The organism is bacterium (genome assembly GCA_035295165.1).
Taxonomy (GTDB): Bacteria; Sysuimicrobiota; Sysuimicrobiia; order Sysuimicrobiales; family Segetimicrobiaceae; genus JAJPIA01.
In genome coordinates this window covers 1-22752 of sequence record DATGJN010000015.1, presented here as the reverse complement: position 1 = coordinate 22752, position 22752 = coordinate 1, and the positions used below count along the sequence as shown (strand labels likewise).

The 22752-nt window shown below is 68.3% G+C and carries 23 protein-coding genes and 1 pseudogene; 8 read left to right on the top strand and 16 right to left on the bottom strand.

The genetic code is table 11. The features are described from left to right. The first annotated feature begins 136 nt into the window (after positions 1-136). From VKZ50_02190 to VKZ50_02175, 4 genes are all read left to right on the top strand, one after another. Positions 137-1270: a dihydrolipoamide acetyltransferase family protein gene (locus VKZ50_02190; protein HLJ58519.1), complete on the top strand. Its 1134-nt coding sequence runs from the start codon at positions 137-139 to the stop codon at positions 1268-1270. A 160-nt stretch (positions 1271-1430) separates the two neighbouring features. Continuing rightward, positions 1431-2360 carry a thiamine pyrophosphate-dependent dehydrogenase E1 component subunit alpha gene (locus VKZ50_02185; GenBank protein ID HLJ58518.1) on the top strand — a complete coding sequence of 310 codons (930 nt, stop codon included), beginning with the start codon at positions 1431-1433 and terminating at the stop codon, positions 2358-2360. Beyond that, on the top strand, positions 2357-3340 hold the full coding sequence (locus VKZ50_02180; GenBank protein HLJ58517.1) for an alpha-ketoacid dehydrogenase subunit beta: 984 nt from the start codon (positions 2357-2359) through the stop codon (positions 3338-3340). Before VKZ50_02185 ends, VKZ50_02180 begins: the two co-directional genes overlap by 4 nt. Positions 3341-3382: 42 nt before the next feature. Continuing rightward, positions 3383-4069 carry a PTS sugar transporter subunit IIA gene (locus VKZ50_02175; GenBank protein ID HLJ58516.1) on the top strand — a complete coding sequence of 229 codons (687 nt, stop codon included), beginning with the start codon at positions 3383-3385 and terminating at the stop codon, positions 4067-4069. An 84-nt stretch (positions 4070-4153) separates the two neighbouring features. On the opposite strand, the gene VKZ50_02170 is transcribed toward VKZ50_02175, so the two are convergent. The 4 genes and pseudogenes from VKZ50_02170 to VKZ50_02155 form a co-directional block, all read right to left on the bottom strand. Continuing rightward, the gene (locus tag VKZ50_02170) at positions 4154-4753 is read right to left on the bottom strand and encodes a CBS domain-containing protein (protein HLJ58515.1); all 600 of its coding nucleotides are present in this window, start codon (positions 4751-4753) and stop codon (positions 4154-4156) included. Positions 4754-4802: 49 nt separating this feature from the next. Further along, complete coding sequence (locus VKZ50_02165) at positions 4803-5552, bottom strand: ABC transporter permease (protein HLJ58514.1); 750 nt, start codon at positions 5550-5552, stop codon at positions 4803-4805. A gap of 31 nt (positions 5553-5583) precedes the next feature. Beyond that, positions 5584-6372: pseudogene (locus tag VKZ50_02160) on the bottom strand (ATP-binding cassette domain-containing protein). Positions 6373-6597: 225 nt separating this feature from the next. Next, positions 6598-7128, bottom strand: a complete 531-nt coding sequence (locus VKZ50_02155; GenBank protein ID HLJ58513.1) for an ECF transporter S component — start codon at positions 7126-7128, stop codon at positions 6598-6600. A gap of 330 nt (positions 7129-7458) precedes the next feature. Here VKZ50_02155 and VKZ50_02150 point away from each other — a divergent pair, with 330 nt between their 5' ends. From VKZ50_02150 to VKZ50_02140, 3 genes are all read left to right on the top strand, one after another. After that, positions 7459-8445: a D-glycerate dehydrogenase gene (locus tag VKZ50_02150; protein ID HLJ58512.1), complete on the top strand. Its 987-nt coding sequence runs from the start codon at positions 7459-7461 to the stop codon at positions 8443-8445. Between the two features lie 453 nt (positions 8446-8898). Beyond that, positions 8899-9420 carry a YbaK/EbsC family protein gene (locus VKZ50_02145; protein ID HLJ58511.1) on the top strand — a complete coding sequence of 174 codons (522 nt, stop codon included), beginning with the start codon at positions 8899-8901 and terminating at the stop codon, positions 9418-9420. Positions 9421-9666: 246 nt separating this feature from the next. After that, entirely contained in the window at positions 9667-10641 is a 975-nt protein-coding gene (locus VKZ50_02140) for a CapA family protein (protein HLJ58510.1), read from the top strand. Between the two features lie 705 nt (positions 10642-11346). Here VKZ50_02140 and VKZ50_02135 read toward each other — a convergent pair. Continuing rightward, entirely contained in the window at positions 11347-11760 is a 414-nt protein-coding gene (locus tag VKZ50_02135; protein ID HLJ58509.1) for a DUF779 domain-containing protein, read from the bottom strand. Positions 11761-11960: 200 nt separating this feature from the next. Here VKZ50_02135 and VKZ50_02130 point away from each other — a divergent pair, with 200 nt between their 5' ends. Next, a complete protein-coding gene (locus tag VKZ50_02130; GenBank protein ID HLJ58508.1) occupies positions 11961-12611 on the top strand; it encodes a hypothetical protein in 651 nt (216 codons plus the stop codon). A gap of 32 nt (positions 12612-12643) precedes the next feature. On the opposite strand, the gene VKZ50_02125 is transcribed toward VKZ50_02130, so the two are convergent. The 11 genes from VKZ50_02125 to ftsH all read right to left on the bottom strand — a co-directional run. Further along, entirely contained in the window at positions 12644-13537 is an 894-nt protein-coding gene (locus VKZ50_02125; GenBank protein HLJ58507.1) for a F0F1 ATP synthase subunit gamma, read from the bottom strand. Next, positions 13537-15057 carry a F0F1 ATP synthase subunit alpha gene (locus VKZ50_02120; protein HLJ58506.1) on the bottom strand — a complete coding sequence of 507 codons (1521 nt, stop codon included), beginning with the start codon at positions 15055-15057 and terminating at the stop codon, positions 13537-13539. The genes VKZ50_02125 and VKZ50_02120 overlap by 1 nt, the downstream gene beginning before the upstream one ends. Positions 15058-15069: 12 nt before the next feature. Then, positions 15070-15828: a F0F1 ATP synthase subunit delta gene (locus VKZ50_02115; protein HLJ58505.1), complete on the bottom strand. Its 759-nt coding sequence runs from the start codon at positions 15826-15828 to the stop codon at positions 15070-15072. A gap of 3 nt (positions 15829-15831) precedes the next feature. After that, entirely contained in the window at positions 15832-16374 is a 543-nt protein-coding gene (gene atpE, locus VKZ50_02110; protein ID HLJ58504.1) for an ATP synthase F0 subunit C, read from the bottom strand. 1 nt (position 16375) lies between these two features. Beyond that, complete coding sequence (gene atpB, locus VKZ50_02105) at positions 16376-17035, bottom strand: F0F1 ATP synthase subunit A (GenBank protein HLJ58503.1); 660 nt, start codon at positions 17033-17035, stop codon at positions 16376-16378. Between the two features lie 2 nt (positions 17036-17037). Next, positions 17038-17310, bottom strand: coding sequence for a hypothetical protein (locus VKZ50_02100; GenBank protein ID HLJ58502.1), 273 nt, complete (start codon positions 17308-17310; stop codon positions 17038-17040). Then, positions 17303-17545 carry an AtpZ/AtpI family protein gene (locus VKZ50_02095; protein ID HLJ58501.1) on the bottom strand — a complete coding sequence of 81 codons (243 nt, stop codon included), beginning with the start codon at positions 17543-17545 and terminating at the stop codon, positions 17303-17305. The genes VKZ50_02100 and VKZ50_02095 overlap by 8 nt, the downstream gene beginning before the upstream one ends. Continuing rightward, the gene (locus tag VKZ50_02090) at positions 17538-17936 is read right to left on the bottom strand and encodes a hypothetical protein (GenBank protein ID HLJ58500.1); all 399 of its coding nucleotides are present in this window, start codon (positions 17934-17936) and stop codon (positions 17538-17540) included. The genes VKZ50_02095 and VKZ50_02090 overlap by 8 nt, the downstream gene beginning before the upstream one ends. Then, the gene (gene atpD, locus VKZ50_02085) at positions 17933-19387 is read right to left on the bottom strand and encodes a F0F1 ATP synthase subunit beta (GenBank protein HLJ58499.1); all 1455 of its coding nucleotides are present in this window, start codon (positions 19385-19387) and stop codon (positions 17933-17935) included. The genes VKZ50_02090 and atpD overlap by 4 nt, the downstream gene beginning before the upstream one ends. Before the next feature lie 197 nt (positions 19388-19584). Beyond that, complete coding sequence (locus VKZ50_02080) at positions 19585-21114, bottom strand: aldehyde dehydrogenase family protein (protein ID HLJ58498.1); 1530 nt, start codon at positions 21112-21114, stop codon at positions 19585-19587. A gap of 192 nt (positions 21115-21306) precedes the next feature. Next, on the bottom strand, positions 21307-22752 hold a 1446-nt coding region (ftsH, locus tag VKZ50_02075; protein ID HLJ58497.1), incomplete at its 5' end, for an ATP-dependent zinc metalloprotease FtsH.

Sequence of the window (22752 nt, the reverse complement as noted above, 5' to 3'; positions counted from 1 at the left end):
CTGGCACCTCGTCAGACTCAGGCGGCGTGGGTAGGCGTGTGTGCCCTCGATGTGCTCGAGCCGGGTCGCCGGGAACGGCGGCCCGGTGGCTGTTCGCGCAACCGTGCCCTACGGCACCCAAAGGAGTGGTCCGGCGATGGCAACTCCGGTGATCCTGCCGAAGTTCTCGATGACGATGGAGGAAGGGACGATCCTCCGCTGGCTGAAGGAAGAGGGCGCGGCGGTGGCGCAGGGTGAACCGATCGCCGAGGTCATGACGGAAAAGGTCAACATGGAACTCGAGGCGCCGGCGTCGGGGCGGCTCGGAGGGATCCGTGCCGCCCCTGGCGACACTGTCGCGACCACGACCGTCATCGCGTACATCTTGGGCGACGGCGAGTCTCCGCCAGAAGCACCGCCAGCCGCGCCGCCGCGGCCCGGGGAGGCGGGACCGGCGAGTTCGCCTCGTGCGGTCGCGGCCGGCCCCACGGGGACGTCCCCGGGCGGACGCCCGGGCGAGGCGACGCCGGTCGCGCGTCGCCTCGCCCGCGACGCGGGCCTCGACCTGTCGGCCATCACGGGGACCGGCCCCGCCGGGCGCGTGACGGAGGCCGACGTTCGCGCGGCGCTCGCCGCGCGGGCGCGCCCGTCGGGTGTCGGTCTGTCGGCGCGTCGGCGGACCATTGCGCAGCGCATGCTGCGGAGCGCCAGGGAGATTCCGCACGTGTACCTGACGCGCGCCGTCGACATGTCCGCGGCGGCCGCGGCACGGGGCGCGACCTCCTATACGGCCGTGATCGTGTGGGCGGCGGCCCGCGTGCTGGGAGGGCACCCGCGCATGCGCGCGTCGTTCGACGGGGAGACGGTAGCGGTCCACGATGCGATCGACATCGGCATCGCGGTGGACACGTCCGACGGGCTGATCGTACCGGTGATCCGCGACGCGTCACACAAGGATCCCGCGGTGATCCACCGCGAGATCGAGGCGCTGGCGACCAGGGCGCGGGCCGGCGAGCTCGGGATGACCGAGATCCACGACGCCGTCTTCACCGTGAGCAATCTCGGGATGCTTGGCGTCGACACGTTCACGGCGCTGATTAACCCGCCGCAATCCGCGATCCTCGCCGTGGGAGCCGTCCGCCTGCGGCCGTGGGTCGTGGACGGCGTCGTGGCCGTGCGACCGGTGTGCGAGCTGACGGTTGCGGTGGACCACCGTATTGCCGACGGCGCCGACGGCGCGCGGTTCCTCGACGATCTGTGCAGCCGTCTCGAACACCCGCCATCGGAGTAGCACGCGGGCGGCGGCAACCAGGCTGGGCGACACACCGCGGGTCGGGACGAGTGGGGCCGTGACGGAGCCGGAGCGGCAGAGATGCGGCTCGTCGGCCGGGCGGCGATGAGGAGGAACGCTGGTGGCGCTGCAGGGGCTTTCGACGGATAGCGCGGTAAAGATGCTCCAGACGATGTACCTGATCCGTGCGTTCGAGGAGCGGGCGGACGACCTCTTTGCGCACGGCCGCGTGCACGGCACGATGCATCTCAGCGCGGGGCAGGAAGCGGTCGCGACGGGTGTGTGCGCGGCGTTGCTCCCGGGCGACTACCTCCTCAGCACGCACCGGGGACACGGACACTGCATCGCGCGGGGCGCCGACGTGCGCCGGATGATGGCCGAGTTCTTGGGGAAGGAGACCGGCTATTGCCGCGGGCGCGGCGGCAGCATGCACATCGCCGACGTGGACGAAGGCATCCTGGGCGCCAACGGCATCGTCGCGGGAGGCCTCCCGCTTGCGGCGGGGGTCGGGTTGTCCATTCACATACGCCGCGGGACGCAGGTGTGCGTCGTCTTTTTCGGCGACGGGGCCGCCAACGAGGGGGCGTTCCACGAGTCGCTGAACCTGGCGTCCGTGTGGACGCTCCCGGTCGTCTACGTGTGCGAGAACAACCAGTATGCGATGTCGATGCCCGTGCACACGTCGATGAAGATCGAACGCATTGCGGACCGCGCGGCCGCCTACGGCCTGCCGGGGGAGCAGGTGAACGGGATGGACGTGCTGGCTGTCTACGATGCGGCGACGCGGGCGGTGGAGCGTGCCCGCCGAGGCGCGGGCCCCACGCTGCTGGAGTGCCTGACGTACCGGTATCGCGGGCACAGCAAGAGCGATGCGCAGCGGTACCGGACGCGCGAGGAGGTCGAGGACTGGCGTACGCGCGACCCGATTGTGCTGTTTCAACAGCGCCTGATTGCGGAGAGGGTGTTGTCGGCGGCGGCTGCGGAACCTTTCGCGGGACGGGCGCGGGAGGCGATCGATGACGCCGTGCGGTTCGCCGAGTCCAGCCCGGAGCCGGACCCGGCTACGCTGTTGGACGGGGTGTACGCATGACGAGGGAACTGTCGTACGCGGAGGCGGTGCGCGAAGCGCTGCGTCAGGAGATGCGGTCCGACGAACGCGTGTTCATGCTCGGCGAGGACATCGGGGTGTACGGGGGCGCGTTCGGCGTGACCGACGGGCTGCTCGCCGAGTTCGGTCCAGAGCGGATCCGGGACACGCCGATCTCCGAGGCGGCGATCACGGGGTGTGCCATCGGCGCGGCCGTGACCGGGCTTCGACCCGTGCTCGAGATCCAGTTTTCGGACTTCATCACGCTGGCGATGGAGCAGTTGGTGCTGCAGGCCGCCAAGATTCGGTACATGTTCGGAGGTAAGGCCCGTGTGCCGATGGTGGTGCGGACGCCGGGCGGATCCGGGACCGGCGCCGCCGCACAGCACTCCGAGAGCCTGGAAGCGTGGTTCGCGCACGTGCCGGGGCTGAAGGTCGTGGCGCCGTCCACGCCGGCGGACGCCAAGGGGTTGTTGATCAGCAGCATCCGCGACGACAACCCGGTGATCTTCTTCGAGCACAAGCTGCTGTACCGGACTCGCGGTCCCGTTCCGGAGGAAGCCGCCGCAATCCCGCTCGGCCTGGCGGACGTGAAGCGGCAGGGCGCCGACGCGACGATCGTGGCCACCTCCGGCATGGTCACACGCGCGCTGGCGGCGGCCGACGCGCTGGCGCAGGACGGCGTCGGCGTCGAGGTCATCGACCCTCGAACGCTGCGTCCGCTGGACACCGACACGATTCTCGCGTCGGTTCGCAAGACGGGTCGCGTGGTGATCGTCTACGAGGCGGTAAAGACGCTAGGGATCGGGGCGGAAATCGCGGCGCGAATCGCCGAGAGCGAGGCGCTGTACAGTCTCCAGGCGCCGATCGTCCGTCTCGGCGGCCAAGAGTGTCCGATCCCGTACAATCGCGAGCTCGAGCGGGCGGCCGTGCCGCAACAGGAGGACATCGTGGCTGCGGTCCGGCAGGTATTGACGGCGTAATTGAGAAGGGGAGTTCGCCCGACCGCAGGGGAGATGCGCACGATGCAACTCGGCACGCTGCTCGCCGACGATTTAATCCGGCTCACGCTCCCCGCGGCGACCTGGGAGGACGTGCTCCGTCGTCTAGCGGAGGACCTGCGCGTCGCCGGGCGCGTCCACCCGACGTACGAGGATGCGGTGGTCGCGCGGGAGCGCACCTTCCCGACGGGGCTGGCCGTCGGCGACATCGGGGTGGCCATTCCGCACGCCGACGTCGAGCACGTGCGGGAGCCGGCGATTGCAATCGCCGCGCGGTCCGCCCCCCGTCGCCTTCGGCGAAATGGGGAACCCCGGGAACACGGTGCCGGTGCGGATCGTGTTTATGCTCGCCGTTCACCAGGCCGAGGCGATGGTGGGCGTCCTGCAGGATCTCGTGGCCAGTTTCCAGCAGCCCGGCGCGCTGGCCGCGATCCTGAGCGCGTCGGGCTCTACATCTCGACGTGGATCTCGCCGGTGCTCACCGTCGCGGCCCAGCAGGCGGGGTTCAAGTTCCCCGCCGGGACCACGAGCATCTCCTCTCTGATGGACGGGTCTAGCCCGATGACGTGGGTGCTCGTGACGGCCGGCCGGTTCGGCTTCGCGGGGCTTGCGGTCGTGCTGATCCTCGCGCTCTTGGCCGCCTGGCGGCTCCGCGTGAAACCCACAAAGGCGGCGCCGGTCGTGCAGGTGCCACAGGTGCCAGCCGCCTAACCCCGCGATGTGCGGGAGATGATCGCGCGGCCCGCCGGGGTCCTTCCGGCGGGCCGCGCACCGCATGTCCCCGGATCGATGCACTTATCCCGGAACGTGCGTCTCCGCCGGGTTCAAGCCGACCTTGGCCAGCGCTTGCACCAGCGCGCGGCGATTCTTCTCGTCCACCGAGAACAACGCAAACGTGCTCCCGCGGTGGGCGAGCGACGTCACGCCGTTCAGCGGCACCCCGGCTGCGGCGATCGTGTCGAGCGCGCGCGTGAGGTCCGCGGCGAGGTTCCCCAGGGCGATCGTGACCGTCGACCCGCGCCCGACCCCCAGCAGCTCGAGAAACGCGTCAAAGATGTCGCTCTCGGTGATGATCCCGACGAGCCGGCCGTCCTCCAGCACCGGCAGCGCCCCGACCCGCAGATCTCGCATGCGCGTGGCCGCGTGCTCGACCGGCGTGAGCGGGTGCGTCGTGAACGGCGTGGGGGTCATCACGGCGCCGATGGCGGTGGTGGTCGACGGGGTGTCCAGTTCGAGGAGGGCGCCCCGCGTCACGATGCCGACCAGCTTGTCGTGGTCGTCGACGACCGGGAGACGGTGGACCTTTCGCTGAAACATGAGCTTCAACGCCGCGGAGACGCTCGCCGTCGGGGCGGCGGTGACGACCGGGCTGCTCATCCAATCCTTCACAACCATGTCGGCTTCCTCCTCTGTACGGTCTCATGGCGCGCGGTTCCCGCGCGGTTCACGTCACCATGCTCGGATACAACCGTGCGGCGAGCCCGACGAAGACGGCGACGCCCAGCAGCAGCACGCTGAAGTCGACCCCGAGGCCGAGGGTGCTGACGCCGCCCGTGACCATGAGCGCCCGGAGGGCGTCCACCTGGTACGTGAGCGGGTTGATCGCAGAGAGCGTGCGCAGCCAGCCCGGCATCAGGCTGATCGGATAGATCGCGTTGCTGGCGAAGAACAGCGGCATCGTCAGGATCTGCCCGATGCCCATGAACCGTTCGCGCGTCTTGACGAGGCAGGCCATGACGACCGAGAACATGGAGAAGAGCGCGGACCCCATGATGATCAGCACGAGCACGCCGATCACGTTCATGGGGTGGAAGTTCACGTCGATGCGCATCAGCACGGCGAGGACGTAGACGATGACAGCCTGCGAGAGGGCGCGGACGCCCGCCGACAGCGCCTTGCCCAGAACCAGCGCGGTCCGGGTCGCGGGGCTGACGAGCAGCTTGTGGAGAATGCCGAGATCGCGTTCCCAGATGGTGGCGATGCCGTAGAAGATTGCGATGAACAACACGCTCTGCGCCAGGATGCCGGGGGCCATGAAGTCCAGATAGGTGAGGCGCCCGGTGGGGACGCCTCGCAGCCGGGCCATGACCTGGCCGAACACCACCAGCCACAGCGTCGGCTGAATGGCCCGACTCAGCAGTTCGAGCGGGTCGTGACGGAGCTTCCGGATCTCAGCCCCGGCCACCGCGGACACGTGGCGGAGAAACGTGAGGGCCGCCGGAGGTTCAGGAAAGGCGTCGGGCGGTGCGGCGGGCACGTAGAACGTCACGGAAGTTCCCCCCTTCTTCGAGCTTGGCGCCGGTGAAGTGAATGAACACGTCGTTCAGGCTCGCGGCGAGACCCACCCGGGCCTTCAGGGCGGCGGGGGAGCCGACGGTTACGACCTGGCCGTGATGCATGACCGCCACCCGGTCGCAGTGCTGGTCGGCTTCTTCCATGTTGTGCGTGGTGACGAGCAGCGTCATTCCGAGGCGTTGTCGGAGCTCATGGAGGTGCTCCCAGACCGCCATGTGGGCGACGGGATCGAGCCCCACGGTCGGTTCGTCCGCGAAGAGCACCGTCGGGCGATGCAAGGTGGCTTGCGCGATTTCGAGGCTTCGCACCATGCCCCCCGAATAGCGGTTCACCTGGTCGTTCGCGGCGTCCTCCAGCCCGACCATCGCGAGGGCTTCTCGGATGCGCTCGGCCAGGCGGTGGTGGGGGATGTCGTAGAGCTGAGCGGAGAGAAGAAGATTCTCGTACCCGGTCAGCGTGCCGTCGGCCGAGAGCAGCTGCGGCACGTAGCCGATCCGGCGGCGCACGAGAGACGGTTGAGCGGCCACGTCGAATCCGGCGACCCAGGCATGGCCCGAGGTGGGGGGCAGCAGCGTCGTCAGCATCTTGATCATGGTGCTCTTTCCGGCCCCGTTCGGCCCGATGAGCCCGAAGATTTCGCCGTGCTGCACCTCAATGGATACCGCGTCGACGGCGGTGAACGTGCCGAAGCGTCGTGTGAGGTCGCGGGTGCGAACGGCCGGCTCGGGAGCCCTGGCGCCGTCGGTGACAGGCGTGACGGCACCGGGGCCGTCTTGCGCAGAACGTACGTCTCCCGTCACCGTGAGGACCGTCCTTTCCTCATCCGACCCGCATGTTGACCGTCGTCGTCCCTACCTATCTGAATACGCCCGCCGGCCGCGCGGATCAATCCGGCATACACCCGATCGGCGTGTTCCGGGTGCGTGCACGACGATCCGCCGCGTTCAGGGCTCGGAGCGCCCCGCGACGATGCGCCGGAGTGCCGGCGCAATGATGAGGGCGAGGACGAGCCCGCCAAGCACCTGAGCGATGTTGCCCGGCACCTCCGACCCGGCGGCGCCCACGCCCAGGTGCAGCAGGTACGCTTCCGCGATGAAGTACCCCGCGACCATTTCGGCTCCCCCGACGCAGATCGCGACGATCGGCACGACGGCACCGAGGTACGGGCGCCCGGCGTCCCCGGAGCCGCGCCACGACCCCAGGGCCCCGACGAGGAACCCCTCGAGTCCCTTGATGATCAACGTGAAGGGAGCGAACACCGCGTACCCGCCGAGAAAGTCGGCCAGGGCAGAGCCGATTCCACCGACGGCCGCTCCGTACGTCCTGCCGAACAGCAGTGCCGTGATGTAGATCACCGCGTCGCCCATGTTGATGTAGCCGCCGGTTTTCGGGACGGGAATCCGCACGGCCATGGTCGCCGCCGCGGCGAGGGCGATCAGGAGCGCCATCCGGGTCACGTGCCCGGTTCGCGTCACCGCGCCACCTCCGCGAGCGTGCCGGCTGTCCGTCGGGATGTCATCGCGCCCCCTCGTCCCCCGCCGGCCTCCTGGATGCCATCCTCCGCCGCGCGCATCGGCGGCCCGGCACCCAACCTTTGCGGCGAAGCCCAACCAGTCGGTGTCAGCTTTCGCCGTGCGGATCGCCGTCCCTGGTCGTGCGCTCGGCCCGCCGCACCGCCGCGAGCGCCCCGAGCGGCAGAATCGGGCTCGGACCTGATGGCGTCGGAATTTGCGAGCGTCCTATAGTGAATAGGCAGGGGTGTATCGCGCCCCTGCGCGCTGAGTTGCACGCAGAGGAGGCTGCTCATGGCGATGCCGCGGATCTACATCACGCGCCCCCTGCCGGGGCCGGCGATGAAGCTCTTGGAGGGCAAGGTGGAGTATCGGATGTGGGAGCGGGAGGATCAGCCCGTCCCGCGAGAGACGCTCCTGAGCGAGCTCGCGGACGTGGATGGAGTCATCTGCCTGCTCACCGAGAAGATGGACGCTGAGGCGATCGAGCGGGCCCGCCGGTGCCGGGTGATCGCGCAGGTCGCCGTTGGCTACGACAACATCGACGTCGGCGCGGCGACGAAGCGGGGCATCCTGGTCACGAACACGCCAGAGGTGCTCACGGAGACGACTGCGGACATGGCGTGGGCGCTCCTGATGGCGGCCGCCCGGCGGGTCGTTGAAGGCGACAAGTTCACGCGGTCGGGTCGATGGAAGACATGGGAGATCATGGGGTTGACCGGTCAGGATGTGCACGGCGCTACGCTCGGAATCATCGGTCTCGGGCGGATCGGTTCCGCGGTGGCGCGCCGGAGCCGCGGGTTTAACATGACGCTCCTGTACCATGATCCGAGGCGGAACGAAGGGCTCGAGCGGGAACTGGGGGCGACATACCTGCCGTTTGACGACGTGCTTCGCCGGAGTGACTTCGTCGTGCTCACCACCAGCCTGACCCCGCAGACGCGGCATCTGATCGGGGAACGGGAGCTTGGGCTGATGAAGCCGACCGCCGTGATCGTCAATATCTCGCGGGGACCGATCATCGATCAGCAGGCCCTGTACCGCGCCCTCGTCGACAAGACGATCTGGGCCGCGGGGTTGGACGTGCTCGAAAGCGAGCCGCCGTCGGCGAACGAGCCGCTCCTCCGACTGGACAACATTGTGCTGCCGCCGCACCTGGGGAGCGCGAGCATCGCCACGCGCATCAAGATGGCCGTACTCGCGGCGGAGAACTGCCTCGCCGGCGTCACCGGCAAGCGGCCGCCGAGCCTGGTCAATCCCGAGGCGCTGGACCGACGGTAGCGCACCACCTGGCAACGACCGGCGGTTCCCGGGGCACCACCCGAACGAGTGTCGAGGCCGGGTGGACACGATTGCGGCGTAAGCCTCGAGGAGAGGGCGCCCCGGATGGGGTACCCCCCGTCCCGTTGTGACGGGTGGGATCGGTGCCGCTCGGTGGCGCGCACCGGGGTCGGACCGATGCGCCGATCCGGCGCAGACGGCTGGGTGGGACTGCGATCGCGCTCGAGTTGCTCGCCTCGCGCCGTCTATGGGGCGAGCGCAATACTTCATGTCCGTGTCGCGGGTGGAGGGTCCTGCGGGGCGGTCTCGACGAGGAATAGGCCCGATGCCCGATGGTGTGGGGCCGCCCTGCAATGGTACGGTGAGGTTGGAAACGGACCTTGAGGGCAGTCGCACGCGGCTGCGGAATGAGTGAGCGCGGACGCGGGGTGACGCACCGGGGAGGTGAGCGAAATGACAGGGATCGGTCCGACACTGGCGCGATCTTCGCCTGGGGCAGGATGCCTCCAGCGCTTGAAGGAGTATTTCGAGAAGGCAGGGGTGGCCTATGAGGTGAGTCATCACCCGCCTCGATGCACCGCGCAGGACTTGGCCAAGGTGGAGCACGTGCCGGGGCGGCTCGTTGCCAAGGTCGTGATGGTTGTGGCGGATGGGAAGCTTGTGATGGTCGTCGCCCCTGCAACGACGCACGTCAACCTGGCGTGGATTCGGGAAGCCATCAGGGCGTGGGATGTTCGCCTGGCAGACGAACGAGAGTTTGCCCACGTCTTTCCCGACTGCGAAGTCGGAGCGATGCCTCCGCTCGGGAACCTGTACGGCGTGCCGATCCTCGTCGACAGCGCGCTGGCGCGCGATCCGGTGATCCTGTTCAACGCGGGGCGTCACGACACGATGATCACGATGACGTACTCCGATTTCGCTCAACTGGTGCGGGCACGGACCGGAATCGTTGCGGGCGTGGGTTCGCCCGCGTAGGAGGTGTTCGCCTGCGCGGTCGTCGATCGGGTGCGCCGCCCCGTACCCGTGATCTGACTGACCGGGTCGCGCGGGGGCGCCCGGCGAGGGCGGGCCGAAGGCGCTCATCGCGGTCGGAAGACGGGTGTTGAGAGGCCTGCCTTCTGATCCGTGAGCGACTATCAAAGCGCTGGGAGCGCCAGCGCGAACGCCAATCGTCGGGGTGTCACTCACCTCTGCGGAGCGTTGCCCGACGGCGGGTGGCCGGTGCTGAGGCTCATTCTGCTCGGCGACGTGATGCTGGGGCGGCTTGTCAACCGACAGGTGGCCGCCACGTCGCCCCTGTATCCGTGGGGAGATACCCTGCCTGTGCTGCGAGCCGCGGATGCGGTGGTCCTCAATCTGGAGTGCGTGCTTGCGGACCGCGGCGAGCCCTGGCCTGAAAAGGCGTTCACATTTCGTGCCGATTCCAGGACCGTTGCCGTCCTCACCGGGGCCGGCGTGACGGCTGTCTCTTTGGCCAACAACCACTCGCTCGATTTCGGGCGCGATGCCCTCGAGGACTGCATCGCCACGCTGGGGCGGCACCAGATCCAGCCAGCAGGGGCGGGGAGGTCTGCGGACTCGGTCTGGCGGCCCGCGACATTCTCTGCCGCCGGCGTTCGCGTAGCCGTTCTGGCCGTTACCGATAACATGCCGGAGTGGGAGGCCCATGCCGACGCCCCGGGCGTCTGTTACGTGCCGCTGGTCTCGACCGACCCGCGATTCAACCAGCTGTTGAATGCGATTGAAGAAGTGCGGGCGTACCATGACCTCGTCGTCGTGTCCGCCCACTGGGGTCCGAACTGGGGATATACACCGCCGCCGGACCACGTGGAAGCCGCCCACCGGTTTGTCGACCGGGGAGCCGATGTCGTGTTCGGCCACAGTCCGCATGTCTTTCGCGGAGTGGCGCTCCATCGAGGCAAGCCGATTCTGTTCAGTTGCGGAGACTACGTCGATGATTATGCGGTCGACGACGTCGAGCGGAACGACGAGTCGTTCGTCTGGCGCGTAGAGGTCGAGGATCGCAGGTTGTATCGCCTCACATTGATCCCGACCGTGATCCGGGCGTGTCAGGCCGGGCTCGCGCAGGGGGCGGATCGGGCGCGGATCGTTCAGCGGATGCGCGGCCTATGTGCCGCTCTGCGAACTGAGACGGCCGAGACGCCGGAGGGCATCATGATCGGCATCGGCGGATGACCGGACCGTTCCTCGTTGAGCCAATTCGCACGCCGGATTCCTTGAGGTCGGTCGTCCCGCCGCGGTGGGCGGATCGGCCAACGAATGCAGACGACAGGCCGTCTCGATCGGAAAGCCGGTCTGTGAGACGACTCACCGCCCCGATGGGCGTCGCCCGTTCGGTCCTGGCGAGAACCCGGGATGAGCCATGTGGATGGGGGCGTTGGTCGGGGACTCCGTTCCGATGGTGGGTGATCGGCGCCGGATGGAGCGGGTCGTCAGTTCGAAGGCGCTCTCGCCCGTGAGCAAACACAGTCCGTAGAAGCCCATGGGCAGGCGCACGGCGATGAGCTCTCCGGCGATCTGGAGGGCGCCGAGCTCAGCCGTCCACTCGTCAGCGACGACGTCGAATGGGACATCGGGAGCGTGCCGGAAGCGCCCAAGGCAAGACTCGCAGTAGTAGCGTCCTGGACCGACATAGTGTAAGGCGACCTCCGAGCCACACCGCGCGCATCGGCGGCGCCTGGAGGGCGCGGGCGAATCGGTAGGCTGACGGTTCGAGAATCCCAACATCACGCCATCTCCCATCGAGCAAGCGACACCCTCATGATACGTCCCTGTGGAAGGAGCGCGTATCGGGCGTAGAATTGATCCTCGGCACCCGTCTCGCGGGAAGGGTGGGCTGAAGGATTCTCGATTCGCTGAGCAACGTTGACACGGGGCCGTTCAGCGGGGGTGCGCCTCCGCGACGTTCAGCGCGTCAGGCCCGCGGGGCGGGGGACCGGCGGTGTCGAGGTCCGCCGCCTCCGCGCCCGTGAAGACCCGAGAACGGGTGACGAAGCGCACGCCTTCCGGGATTTCCAGTGAGAAGCTGTCGCCGCCGGCCGGTCCGATATCGATGATCAGTTGTGTGTGCGCCCAGGTCTCGAACTGGGCTCCGCCGATGTAGAAGGGGCACGCCTCAACGACGCCGAGCAGGACGTCGCCGGCGCCCACGCGGAACTGGTCACGGCGGAAGCACATGGGCGCGCTGCCATCGCAACACCCGCCGGATTGGTGGAACATGAGCGGGCCGTACTGCTCCTGGAGGCGGCGGACCAGTGCCGCGGCCTTCGGGCTGATGACGACACGGGCAGGCATCGGAACCTCCGGACGGCCGGAAATCGAAGGAGCACGTGCCTTCCCGAGCCGTATAGTACCCGTGACCATGCTAAGTTCGCAGATCGGCGGCGACTATCGGGCGGACGGAGTATTTCACACGACTGCCCCGCGCGAAGGGTCGTCGACCACCGCTGCCAGCCGCGCGGGAACGGACGGGTCGTAGTGAGGAGCGGCCACGCATGCACGATCTGAGTGCGTTCACCCCGGCGGAGCGGCGGATTATTCGCGCGCACCGGACTCCCCGGCAAGTGCAGGGGTTTCTCCGGTCGCTCCCCTACAACTGGGAGCACGGCGGCAAGACGCTGCGCACGTTCCGGGGCGTCGTCCGGCACGGGGAAGCGAACTGCATCGAGGCCGTGCTGACCGCGGCGACGGTGCTCGAGCTGCGCGGGTACCCGCCGTTCGTCCTGGACCTGGAGTCGCAAGACGAACTCGACCACGAGGTGTTCCTGTTCCAGCAAGCGGGGCGGTGGGGCGCGGTCGCGCGGTCCCGGGACTTGGGGCTCCACGGACGGAAGCCGGTCTTCCGCACCATCGGTGAACTGGTCATGAGCTACGTCGATCCCTACGTGGATGGATCCGGGCGCATCGTCGGGTACGGCCTCGGCCGCCTCGACGAACTGGTCCGAGGCGACTGGCGCCTGAGCGAGCGCAACGTCTGGGAGGTCGAGCGCGCGTTGATCCGGATGCCGCACCGCCGCCTGCACACATCCGATCGGCGGTATCAGCACATGCTGAGACAGTATCGAGCCTTTCGGGCCCGCCATTGGCCCTTTACGGCTCGGGCGCTGCGCGAACTGTACGGCCCTCCGACGGCCGCGTGGTGGTGATCGGCGCGCCCGCGGCGCTCTTGCGACCGCGCCTACGAACGCGGCTGTTCGCCTCGCGCCATCATCTCATAGGCGCTCACGACCTCGAGCAGCGCGTTCGTGATCGTGTTTCGTCGCGCGCGGTTGTAGGCGAGTGTGAGGCGATCGACGAGCTTGCCGGCGTTGTCCACGGCGAGCCGCATCGTGTAGATCCTCGCCAGTTGCTCGCTGATCGCTGATTCCAGCACCGCCTGGTACAGGCCGACAAGCAGGTGCTCGGTCAGCAGGTGCGTGAGGAGCGTCGGCGTGTCCGTGGCCGGCTTGACGACGACCCTCGGGCGGGACGAGGTGTCGCTTCGGACGTCCGGGGGAAGGAGCAGCCGAGTCGTCGGCGCGTACTGGAACCGCTGCACCGGGGCGTTGTGCACGACGAGCAAGCGTCCGAACGCGCCCTGCTCCACCAGGCCGACGAGGTCCAAGGCCATCTCCTGTACATCGACGTAGGCCGGAATGGCCAGGGAGGGGAGGGACCGGCTGTAGAGTAGCGGCGCTCCCGCCCCCGCAAGCAGCCGGATCCCGCGTGTCCCCAGGCAGAGGTAACGCACGGTCCGCCCTTCTCCCGCGAGCGTTCGCGCGTACTCCAGCCCGTAGGCCACGAGCCGCTTGTTGAAGGGGCCAACCAGCCCGCGCTCCGCCGTGACGAGGAGCAGGGCGATCGGTGACGACGCCGAGCGGCCGCCGAGAAACGCCTCACGCTGCGCCTCGTCCAACGATAGCAGCACGCGTTCAAACATATCTCGCACCTGGGTGCTGTAGCGGCGCAACGGGAGCGCGCCGCGTTCGGCTCGGCGCCACGCGATCTCGGCGACGGACCGAACAGCTTCCAGGATCGGCACCAGACGCTGAATGCCTTGGCGGTGCGCTCGGAGTGTCTCGAGGTTCTCCATCAGCCCCCGGGTCTCCCGAGCCGGTCCTTGGCCGCTTCGGCCCAACGGCGGAGATCGCGGGCGAGTTCGGGCCCGATGGAGGGCGCCGCGACGACCTCTGGACCCAGGTGGGCAAATTCCGCGGTGAGCGCGACCAACTGGCGCTCGAATTCCGGGACGAGCTTCGCCGCCACGTCGTCCAACAGCCCGGACTTCAACGCCCACAGTTCCGCGACTTGTACCGCGAGCGGCACCACCTGTCGCTCCGACTGCCCGAGCACACGGGTCAGTCGCTCTCCCCGCGCGATCTGCGCCCTGGTCGCTTCGTCCAGGATGGCGCCGAATCGCGCGAAGCCCCTGACCTCCTCATACTGCGCGATTTCCAGCCGGAGATTTGCCGCCGCATCGCGCATGGCGCCGGGCTGCGCGTCCCGGCCCACACGCGAGACCGACCGCCCGATGTCGATGGCCGGCAACTGGGCCTGGGTGAACAGCGCGGTGTCCAGGTACAGTTGGCCGTCCGTCATGGAGATGAGGTTCGTGGAAATGAAGCTCGCGATGTCGCCCTGCTGCGTCTCGATGATCGGGAGCGCGGTCACAGAGCCCCCGCCACGCGACTCGCTGAGCTTGAACGCCCGCTCCATCAGCCGGGCGTGGGCCGAGAACACGTCGCCCGGATAGGCTTCCCGCCCGGGCGGTCGACGCAAGATCAGGGACAAGCTTCGGTAGGCTTCCGCGTGGCGGGACAGATCATCGTACACGATCAGGGCGTGCCCGCCGCGATACGCGAACCATTCTGCCAGGGTGCATCCCGCGTACGGGGCGAGGTACACGAGGGACACGGGGTCTCCCGCATCCGCCACGATGACCACGCTGTGTGACAGGGCGCCGTATTTCCGGAACTCCTCGACGAGCTCGACCACCGAGGCCCGCTTGTGGCCCACGCTCACGTAGATGCAGACGACACCGCTGTCGCGCTGATTGATGATCGTGTCGATGGCGAGGCCGCTCTTTCCCGTTTCGCGGTCGCCCAGGATCAGTTCTCGTTGGCCGAGACCGATCGGGATGGCCGCGTCGATGGCCTTGATCCCGGTGAACAGCGCCTCGCGGATCGGCTGTCGGTCCAGCGGCCCGGGCGCTTCTTGCTCCATCTCTCTCGATTCGGTGGCGAGGATCGGCCCCAGGCCGTCGAGGGGCCGGCCCAGCGCGTCCACCACCCGTCCGAGCAGGGATTCCCCCACGGGCATCGCGGGCGTGCGGCCCGTCCGAAACACGGGAGAACCCGCCGTGACGCCTTCCTCCGCGCCGTAGAGCACGCATGCCGTGATGTCGCGATCGAGATCGAACACCTGGCCCAGCTCGCCGTTTGCGAACACGACGATCTCGTCCGCGGTCGCGCCGCCCAGACCTTCGACGAACGCCACGCTGTCGCCGACCCGCTGCACGCGGCCGATGTCCTCGACGCGCGGCCGGAAATCCACGTCGAGTGTCCGCGCCTCCAGGTCTGCGAGCACCTTCGCGACATCACGCTCCCAGTCCATCGCTCACATCTCCTAGTGCGATGCGTCCTTGTGCTCGAGTTCGGTGAGGATACGGTTCAAGCTCAGGTCCACGACGACGTCTTCCACGACGATCCGAGCGCCGGCGCGGAGCGACGGGTCCACGCGGACGACGATCTCCACGCGGCGGTCGGTCACGCCGAGCAGGCGCGCGATCGCCTCGCGGATCCGCTCCGTCAACTCGGGAGAGGGGGGGTACGCCACCTCGACCGTCATCGCGCCGTTCGAACGCGAGACCGCCCGGTGGAGCAGGTCCCGCTGGATCCCCTCAGGCGCGAGGGTTCCCGTGAGCAGTTGCTCGATGAGGGCGCGATGCACCGGGGGCCCGGCGGCCTGCTGAATGAGGCTGCCGGCCATCGCGACGGCCGTCTTCCGGACTGTGTCCTCGAGACGTTCCCGGACGGCCCGCTCCTGCTCTTCGATCCGCTGGTGCGCCTCCTCCGCGTAGCGCGCGGCTTCCTGTTTGGTCTGGTCCAGCAGGCGCTGGCGCGTCTGGGTTGCTTCGGCCTGAGCGCGGGTGAGCAGGGCCTCCGCGTTGGCCCGAGCCTGCACGGCCTCCTCGGCCAGTTGCGCACGTTCGGCGTCGGCGCGACGGGCGCGCTCCTCGGCATCCCGTAGCCGCGCGGCGATGTCGTCTTCCCGTCGCCGCATGGTCTGCAGCAGCGGCCGGTAGAGGAACCACGTCAACACGGCCAAGAGGATGAAGAAGTTCACGATCTGGAACACGATGGTGGAGAACTGGAAGTGTAGCACGTGCTACCGACGGAACATCTGGTCGACCAACGGATTGGCGAAGAGAAGGATCAGCGCGACGATGAGCGCGTAGAGCGCGAGGGACTCCAGAAGCGCGAGGCTGACGAACAGCGTGGTGGAAATCTGGTCGCCGGCCCCCGGCTGTTCGGCGATCGACTCCAGCGCGGCGCCGGTCACTCGCCCCTGGCCGAGCGAGCTTCCCATCGTCCCCAGCGTGATGGCGAGGGCCGCCGCCGCGGCCGAGCCGGCAAGCAGCCAGATGGCCAGGCCGCCGCGGGCGACCGCCGCCGGTACGAGGCCGGCCAGCGGGTTCGCGAAGAGAAGGATCAGCGCCACGATCAGGACGTAGAGCGCCTGCGACTCGATCATCGCGAGCCCGACGAACAGATTGCGGGTGATGACCGGCGCGGCCGCGGGTTGCCTGGCGATGGCCTCGATGGCCCGAGAGGCAGCCCGCGCCTGTCCGAGAGCGGGTAGGATCACGCCTGCGCCGATTGCCACGCCGGCGGCGCCCATGCTGATGAGGGCAAACAGATCCGGAGACATCCTAGAGCTCCCCCCCCGCGCGCACCGCCCCGCCGATGTAGACGATCGTCAGGACGGTGAAAATGTACGCCTGCAGAACGCTGATGAACATCCCGAAAACTTCGAGGACCGCCGGCACCACGAGCGGCAGAATCAGCAGCAGGATCGCTACGATGATTTGGTGCGAAACCATGTTGCCGAAGAGTCGGATCGCGAGCGAGAACGTCCGCGTCAGGTTGGACAGGATATTGATGGGCAACAACAGCGGCACCGGCTGCGTGAACCTCCGAAAGTAGCCCAACACGCCCGCTTCTCGCATGCCGTAGTAGTGCACCGAGCAGAAGACGATGATCGCGAGCGCGGCCGGCGTATTCACGTCCGCGGTCGGCGCCTCGACCGCCGGGAGCGCGCTCATGAGGTTGGCGACCAGGATGAAGAGGCCGAGGGTGGCGACGAGCGGCAGGTACCTCCGTCCGTCGCCAACCACCTCGTCCAGCAGCCCTTCCACCCCCCGAACGCCCCACTCGGCCACCGCCTGCCAGCGACTGGGCCGAGCCCGGATGGTCCTGCCGGCGAGGACGGCCAGCACGGACAGCACGGCGACCATCCCCGTCGTGGACACCACGGTCGTCGTGACCGGTACGCCGGCGATCCACAGGACGACGCGTCGTTCCAACTCCACCGCTACCGACTCCTTTCGACGGCGGCAAGGGCCACGACCGCCTTGGTCCCGAGCCAGTACCCGAGGGCCCCCGCGCACGCGGCACCGGCGCCGCAATACCGGAGTGTGAGGAGGCCGGCGAGCGCCGCCAGTACTCGCAGTCCGGCGCTCGCCCCGACGAAGGCGAGCGGTGACCCCCACACGGTCAGCAGCCCGACGGCGAGACGGCGGAACGCCAGCGCGTGCAGCGTGCCCGCGCCCAGGCCGGCCGCGACGAACACCACGAGGCTATTCACGGCGGCTCCCGGTCAACACCCGGCGCAACGCCAGGTAGACGTCGAGGCCGGCGACCGCGATGCCGGCGCCAAGGAGCGAGAGCGTCCAGACCGCTCCGGACCCCAGGCGGACGTCGAGATACCGGCCAAGGAGCACACCGGCGGCGATCGGCAGCGCGATGAGCCAGCCCAGCGTCGTCAGCTCGATCATCGCCTGCCAGAAGGCCGGCCGGCGTCCTCGGCGCGCGTCAGGCATCGCGCCGCCGTCGGGCGTGGAAGGTACGCGCCAGCTGTCGGTAGACCTGGTTGAAGTGCTTTTCCGCTTCTTGCTCCAACGCTGCGAGTCGTTTGACTTCATCGCTGATCTCCCGTTCCAGCGCGTCCATATCTCTGTCGAGCGCGGCCGCGCCGGTCAGGAGCGTGACCACGCCGTCGGCCACGGTGAGCGTGCCACCGAGCGTCGCGAGCAGCCGGTCGCGGTCCCCGACGCGAGCCACGACCGCCCCGGCCAGGACGCGGGCGTGGAAGGGGGCGTGTCCCGGGAGCACGCCGTACCATCCGTCCGCGAACGGCGCGATCACCGAGTCCACCGCGTCGTCAAACACCGTGGCCAGTGGGGTCAGCACGACCAGGCGCAACGTGCTCACCCGCCGTCGCGCACGTCCGCGCCCGCCGCGTCCGCGAGGCGTGTCGCGTTCCGCAAGGCTTCGTCGATGGTGCCGACCATGTAGAAGGCCTGCTCGGGCAGTTCGTCGCACGCGCCGGAGAGAATGTGCTGAAAACCCTTCACCGTCTCGTCGAGCGGCACGAACACGCCGGGAACGCCAGTGAAGTGCTGCGTCGCAAACAGGGGTTGCGTCAGGAACCGTTGTAGCCGCCTGGCGCGCAACGCCACCTGGCGTTCTTCGTCCGACAGTTCCTCGATGCCCAGGATCGCGATGATGTCGCGCAGTTCCTCGTACTTGGCCAAGACCTCCCGGGTCTGCCGCGCCGTCTCGTAGTGCGCGGCACTGACAAAGCGAGGGGTGAGTAGTCGGGAAAACGTCGCGAGCGCGTCGATGGCAGGGTAGAGTCCTTCGCTCGCCACGGATCTCGACAGCACGGTGACCGCGTCCAGATGGCTGAAGGCCGTTGCCGCTGCCGGATCGGTCAGGTCGTCCGCGGGTACGTAGATCGCCTGGATGCTGGTCACCGACCCGCCCGTCGTGTTCGCGATCCGTTCCTGCAGCGCGCCCATCTCGTGGGGAAGCGTCGGTTGATACCCAACCGTCGATGGGATTCGCCCCAGCGACGTGCTGAGCTCCATCCCGGCCTGCGCGAACCGATAGACGTTGTCGATGAAGATCATGACATCCTTGTGCGCGGTGTCCCGGAAGTACTCGGCGATCGTCAGCGCGGTGAACCCGACGCGAAACCTGGCCCCTGCGGATTCGTTCATCTGGCCGAACACGAGGACCGCCCGGTCGAGCACCCCGGCCTCTCGCATCTGGAGATACAGCTCGTTGGCCTCCCGGGTTCGTTCGCCGATGCCGGCAAATACGGCGATCCCCTGATATTCTCTGACCGTGCGCTGCATCAACTCGATGATCAAGACGGTCTTGCCCAACCCGGCGCCGCCGAACAGCCCCGCCTTGCCGCCTCGCGGGAGGGGGGCCAGGAGGTCGAGGGCCTTGATCCCCGTGACGAACGGCGTGGTCGCCGACGCCTCCTCAACCAGCGTCGGCGGGGTGCCGTGGATGGACCGCCGCTCCTGCACGTTTTCGAGGGGCGGTCCCCCGTCCACGGGGTCGCCCAGAACGTTGACGGCGCGGCCCAGCACGACGTTGCCGACCGGCACCAGTACCGGCTGTCCCGTGCCGTTGACGGGAAGCCCCCGGCGGATTCCGGTGGGCGCTGCCAGGCTGACGCCCCTGACCGTCGTCAGGCCCAAATGGGCGTGTACCTCGACGGTGAGGGGAGGGGACGGAGGGCGCTCGACCACCAGGGCGGTGCCGATCGCGGGAAGACGCCCGGACGGAAAGTCGACATCGAGCACTACACCGTGCACGGCGGCGACGCGGCCGGACGGTTGAGGTGCGCCGGGGTCAGATGGCGTCATTGGGCGCATCACTTCGCGAGAGCCTCACGCCGCCGCGTTCGCCTTGCGGCGGCCACGGCATTCGATCACGTACGCCAATTCTACCACGACCGATCACGCCGAACGACGCGTGGCAAGAGACACTGGATCCCGGCACACGCCGGCGCCGCGGGGCCTGATCCACCACCCCGCGGCGCGCCGTTGCGGTGCCTTCTCGCCTAGAAGAATCCCATCGCCTTCGGGCTGTAGCTAACGAGCAGGTTCTTGGTCTGCTGATAGTGCTCCAGAATCATCTTGTGCGTCTCCCGGCCAAACCCGGAGTGCTTGTACCCGCCGAACGCCGCATGGGCGGGGTACACATGGTAGCAGTTGGTCCAGACGCGGCCGGCCTTGATTTCGCGCCCGACGCGGTACGCGTCCGTGCCGTTGCGCGACCACACGCCAGCCCCGAGGCCGTAGAGCGTGTCGTTGCCGATCGCGATCGCCTCGTCCACCGTCTTGAAGGTGGTCACCGACAGCACCGGACCGAAGATCTCCTCCTGGAAGACGCGCATTTTGTTGTGTCCGACGAACACCGTCGGCTTCACATAGTAGCCGTTGTCGAGGTCGCCGCCCGGGTAGGCACGTTCGCCGCCGGTCACGCAGCGAGCGCCTTCCTGCTTCCCAACGTCGATGTAGCGCAGGATCTTTTCGAGCTGGTCCTTGGAGTTCTGGGCGCCGACCATGGTCGCGGGGTCGAGCGGGTTGCCCAGCGTCATCTTGGCGACCCGAGGCACGGCGCGCTCCATGAACTTGTCGAAGATCGCCTCCTGGATCAGGGCCCGCGACGGGCAGGTGCAGACTTCGCCCTTGTTAAACGCGAACAGCGCGAAGCCTTCCAGCGCCTTGTCGAGGAACTCGTCGTCGGCGTCCATCACGTCGGCCAGGAAGATGTTCGGCGACTTCCCGCCGAGCTCCAATGTCATCGGAATCAGGTTCTCGGAGGCGTACTGCATGATCAGCCGGCCCGTGGTCGTCTCGCCGGTGAACGCCACCTTGGCGATCCGGGGGCTCGACGCGAGCGGCGCGCCGACCTCGGACCCATAGCCGTTGACGACGTTCAGCACGCCGGGCGGAAGCAGGTCGCCGATCATGCCCATCAGCAGCGCCAGGCTCAGCGGTGTTTGCGAGGCGGGTTTGATCACGACACAGTTGCCGGCAACCAGGGCCGGAGCCAGCTTCCACGCCGCCATCAGGAGTGGGAAGTTCCACGGGATGATCTGGCCGACCACGCCCAACGGCTCGCGGAAGTGGTAGGCGACGGTGTCGTTGTCGAGTTCGGCCAGCGTGCCTTCCTCGGCACGGATGCAGCTGGCGAAGTACCGGAAGTGATCGGCCGCCAGGGGCACGTCGGCGGCGCGGGTCTCCCGGATCGGCTTGCCGTTATCGATCGTCTCGGCGAGAGCAAGGACCTCGAGCCCTGCGTCGATGCGATCCGCAATCTTGTTCATGATCTGGGCTCGAACGGCCGGAGCCGTACGCCCCCAGGAATCCTTCGCGACGTGCGCGGCGTCGAGCGCGAGCTCAACATCCTCGGCGGTCGACCGCGCCACCTCACAGAGGGGCGTTCCGTTGATCGGGCTCGTGTCGGTGAAGTATTGCCCTTGTACCGGCGCCCTCCATCGGCCGCCGATGAAATTGTCGTAACGCGCCTGCAGCTTGAGCTGAGCGCGAACCGGATCGAGGATGTTTCGCGGAACGGTCTGCATCGACATGATTACGTTCCTCCTTTCACCATCGGGGGCAAACACGAGGAATGGGACCGATCCTTGGCCCTCATTCAACGTACGCTCACGGACCGATACTGGGTATCCGGCGGCGAGAGTATTTCGCACAGACGCGCCTCGGAGGAACGTCGGGATCTGTGTGGGAGCGGCTCTGGGGCCGCACGGCTGCCGGCGCTAGGTGCTGGCTGTCGCGACGACGGCACGATCCCGAGTCGCCGTGGCCGTCGCGGGCGCCGGTGTGTTCGACGGCAGGGGCTGACCCGCGATGAGCGCATCGAGCTCGTCGCTCTCGAGCGACTCCCGCTCCAGCAGTGCCTTGGCGATCCGCTCCAGCAGGTCGTGGCGGGCGAAGAGTAGCTGCCGGGCCTGGCTGTAGCACTCGTCGATGATGCGGCGGACCTCCTTGTCGATCTCGTAGGCGATCTCGTCCGAGTAGTTCCGGCTCTCCACGAGGTCCCGCCCCAGGAACACCGGCCCGTGCTTCGTCCCCAGCGTCAGCGGCCCGAGCTTGTCCGACATCCCGAACTCGGTCACCATCTTCCGCGCCAGCTCGGTCGCCTTCTCGAAGTCGTTGGCCGCCCCGGTCGTGATCTCCCCGAACGTGACCTCCTCCGCCACCCGGCCGCCCAGCATCGCCGTGATGTTCGCCAGGATCTCCCCCCGCGTCAGCGTGTACTTCTCCTCCTGCGGCAGCGGGATCACGTACCCCAGCGCCATCCCCCGCGGCAGGATCGTCACCTTGTGCGGCGGGTTCGCCTGCGGCACCAGCTTGCCCAATAGCGCGTGCCCGCCCTCGTGGTACGCCGTCAGCTCCCGCTCCTTCGGCCCCAGGATCCGGCTCTTCCGCTGCGGCCCCGCGATCACCCGCTCGATCGCCTCGTCGAACTCCGCCTTCCCCAGTCGCTTCTTGTTCCGCCGCGCCGCCAACAGCGCCGCCTCGTTCACCATGTTCGCCAGATCCGCCCCGCTGAACCCCGGCGTCCGCCGCGCCAGCACGTCCAGGTTCACGTCTTCCCCGATCGGCTTCCCCCGCGCGTGCACGTCCAGGATCGCCCGCCGCCCCTTCGCGTCCGGGTTGTCCACCACGATCCGCCGGTCGAACCGCCCCGGCCGCAAGAGCGCCGGGTCCAGAATGTCCGGCCGGTTCGTCGCGGCGATCACGATGATCCCCGAGTTCGGGTCGAACCCGTCCATCTCCACCAACAGTTGGTTCAGCGTCTGCTCCCGCTCGTCGTGCCCGCCGCCGAGCCCGGCGCCCCGCTGCCGCCCCACCGCATCGATCTCGTCGATGAACACCAGGCACGGCGCCGACTTCTTCGCCTGATCGAACAGATCGCGCACCCGGCTCGCCCCGACCCCGACGAACATCTCCACGAACTCGCTGCCCGAGATCGAGAAGAACGGCACCCCCGCCTCGCCCGCGATCGCCTTCGCCAGCAGCGTCTTCCCGCTCCCCGGCGGGCCGACCAGCAGCACCCCCCGCGGGATCTTCGCCCCCAGCGCCTGGAACTTCTTCGGATGCCGCAGGAACTCGATGATCTCCTCGAGCTCCTCCTTCGCTTCTTCCACCCCCGCCACGTCCTCGAACGTGACCCGCGTCTTCGCCTCCGTGTGCAGCCG

What these genes read in the sequence shown, in the direction of transcription:
- VKZ50_02190 (HLJ58519.1), top strand. Translation starts at nt 137, where the DNA reads ATGGCAACTCCGGTGATCCTGCCGAAGTTCTCGATGACGATGGAGGAA.
- VKZ50_02185 (HLJ58518.1), top strand. Translation starts at nt 1,431, where the DNA reads ATGCTCCAGACGATGTACCTGATCCGTGCGTTCGAGGAGCGGGCGGAC.
- VKZ50_02180 (HLJ58517.1), top strand. Translation starts at nt 2,357, where the DNA reads ATGACGAGGGAACTGTCGTACGCGGAGGCGGTGCGCGAAGCGCTGCGT.
- VKZ50_02175 (HLJ58516.1), top strand. Translation starts at nt 3,383, where the DNA reads ATGCAACTCGGCACGCTGCTCGCCGACGATTTAATCCGGCTCACGCTC.
- VKZ50_02170 (HLJ58515.1), bottom strand. Translation starts at nt 4,753, where the DNA reads ATGGTTGTGAAGGATTGGATGAGCAGCCCGGTCGTCACCGCCGCCCCG.
- VKZ50_02150 (HLJ58512.1), top strand. Translation starts at nt 7,459, where the DNA reads ATGGCGATGCCGCGGATCTACATCACGCGCCCCCTGCCGGGGCCGGCG.
- VKZ50_02145 (HLJ58511.1), top strand. Translation starts at nt 8,899, where the DNA reads ATGACAGGGATCGGTCCGACACTGGCGCGATCTTCGCCTGGGGCAGGA.
- VKZ50_02135 (HLJ58509.1), bottom strand. Translation starts at nt 11,760, where the DNA reads ATGCCTGCCCGTGTCGTCATCAGCCCGAAGGCCGCGGCACTGGTCCGC.
- VKZ50_02130 (HLJ58508.1), top strand. Translation starts at nt 11,961, where the DNA reads ATGCACGATCTGAGTGCGTTCACCCCGGCGGAGCGGCGGATTATTCGC.
- VKZ50_02125 (HLJ58507.1), bottom strand. Translation starts at nt 13,537, where the DNA reads ATGGAGAACCTCGAGACACTCCGAGCGCACCGCCAAGGCATTCAGCGT.
- VKZ50_02120 (HLJ58506.1), bottom strand. Translation starts at nt 15,057, where the DNA reads ATGGACTGGGAGCGTGATGTCGCGAAGGTGCTCGCAGACCTGGAGGCG.
- atpE (HLJ58504.1), bottom strand. Translation starts at nt 16,374, where the DNA reads ATGTCTCCGGATCTGTTTGCCCTCATCAGCATGGGCGCCGCCGGCGTG.
- VKZ50_02095 (HLJ58501.1), bottom strand. Translation starts at nt 17,545, where the DNA reads ATGCCTGACGCGCGCCGAGGACGCCGGCCGGCCTTCTGGCAGGCGATG.
- atpD (HLJ58499.1), bottom strand. Translation starts at nt 19,387, where the DNA reads ATGACGCCATCTGACCCCGGCGCACCTCAACCGTCCGGCCGCGTCGCC.
- VKZ50_02080 (HLJ58498.1), bottom strand. Translation starts at nt 21,114, where the DNA reads ATGCAGACCGTTCCGCGAAACATCCTCGATCCGGTTCGCGCTCAGCTC.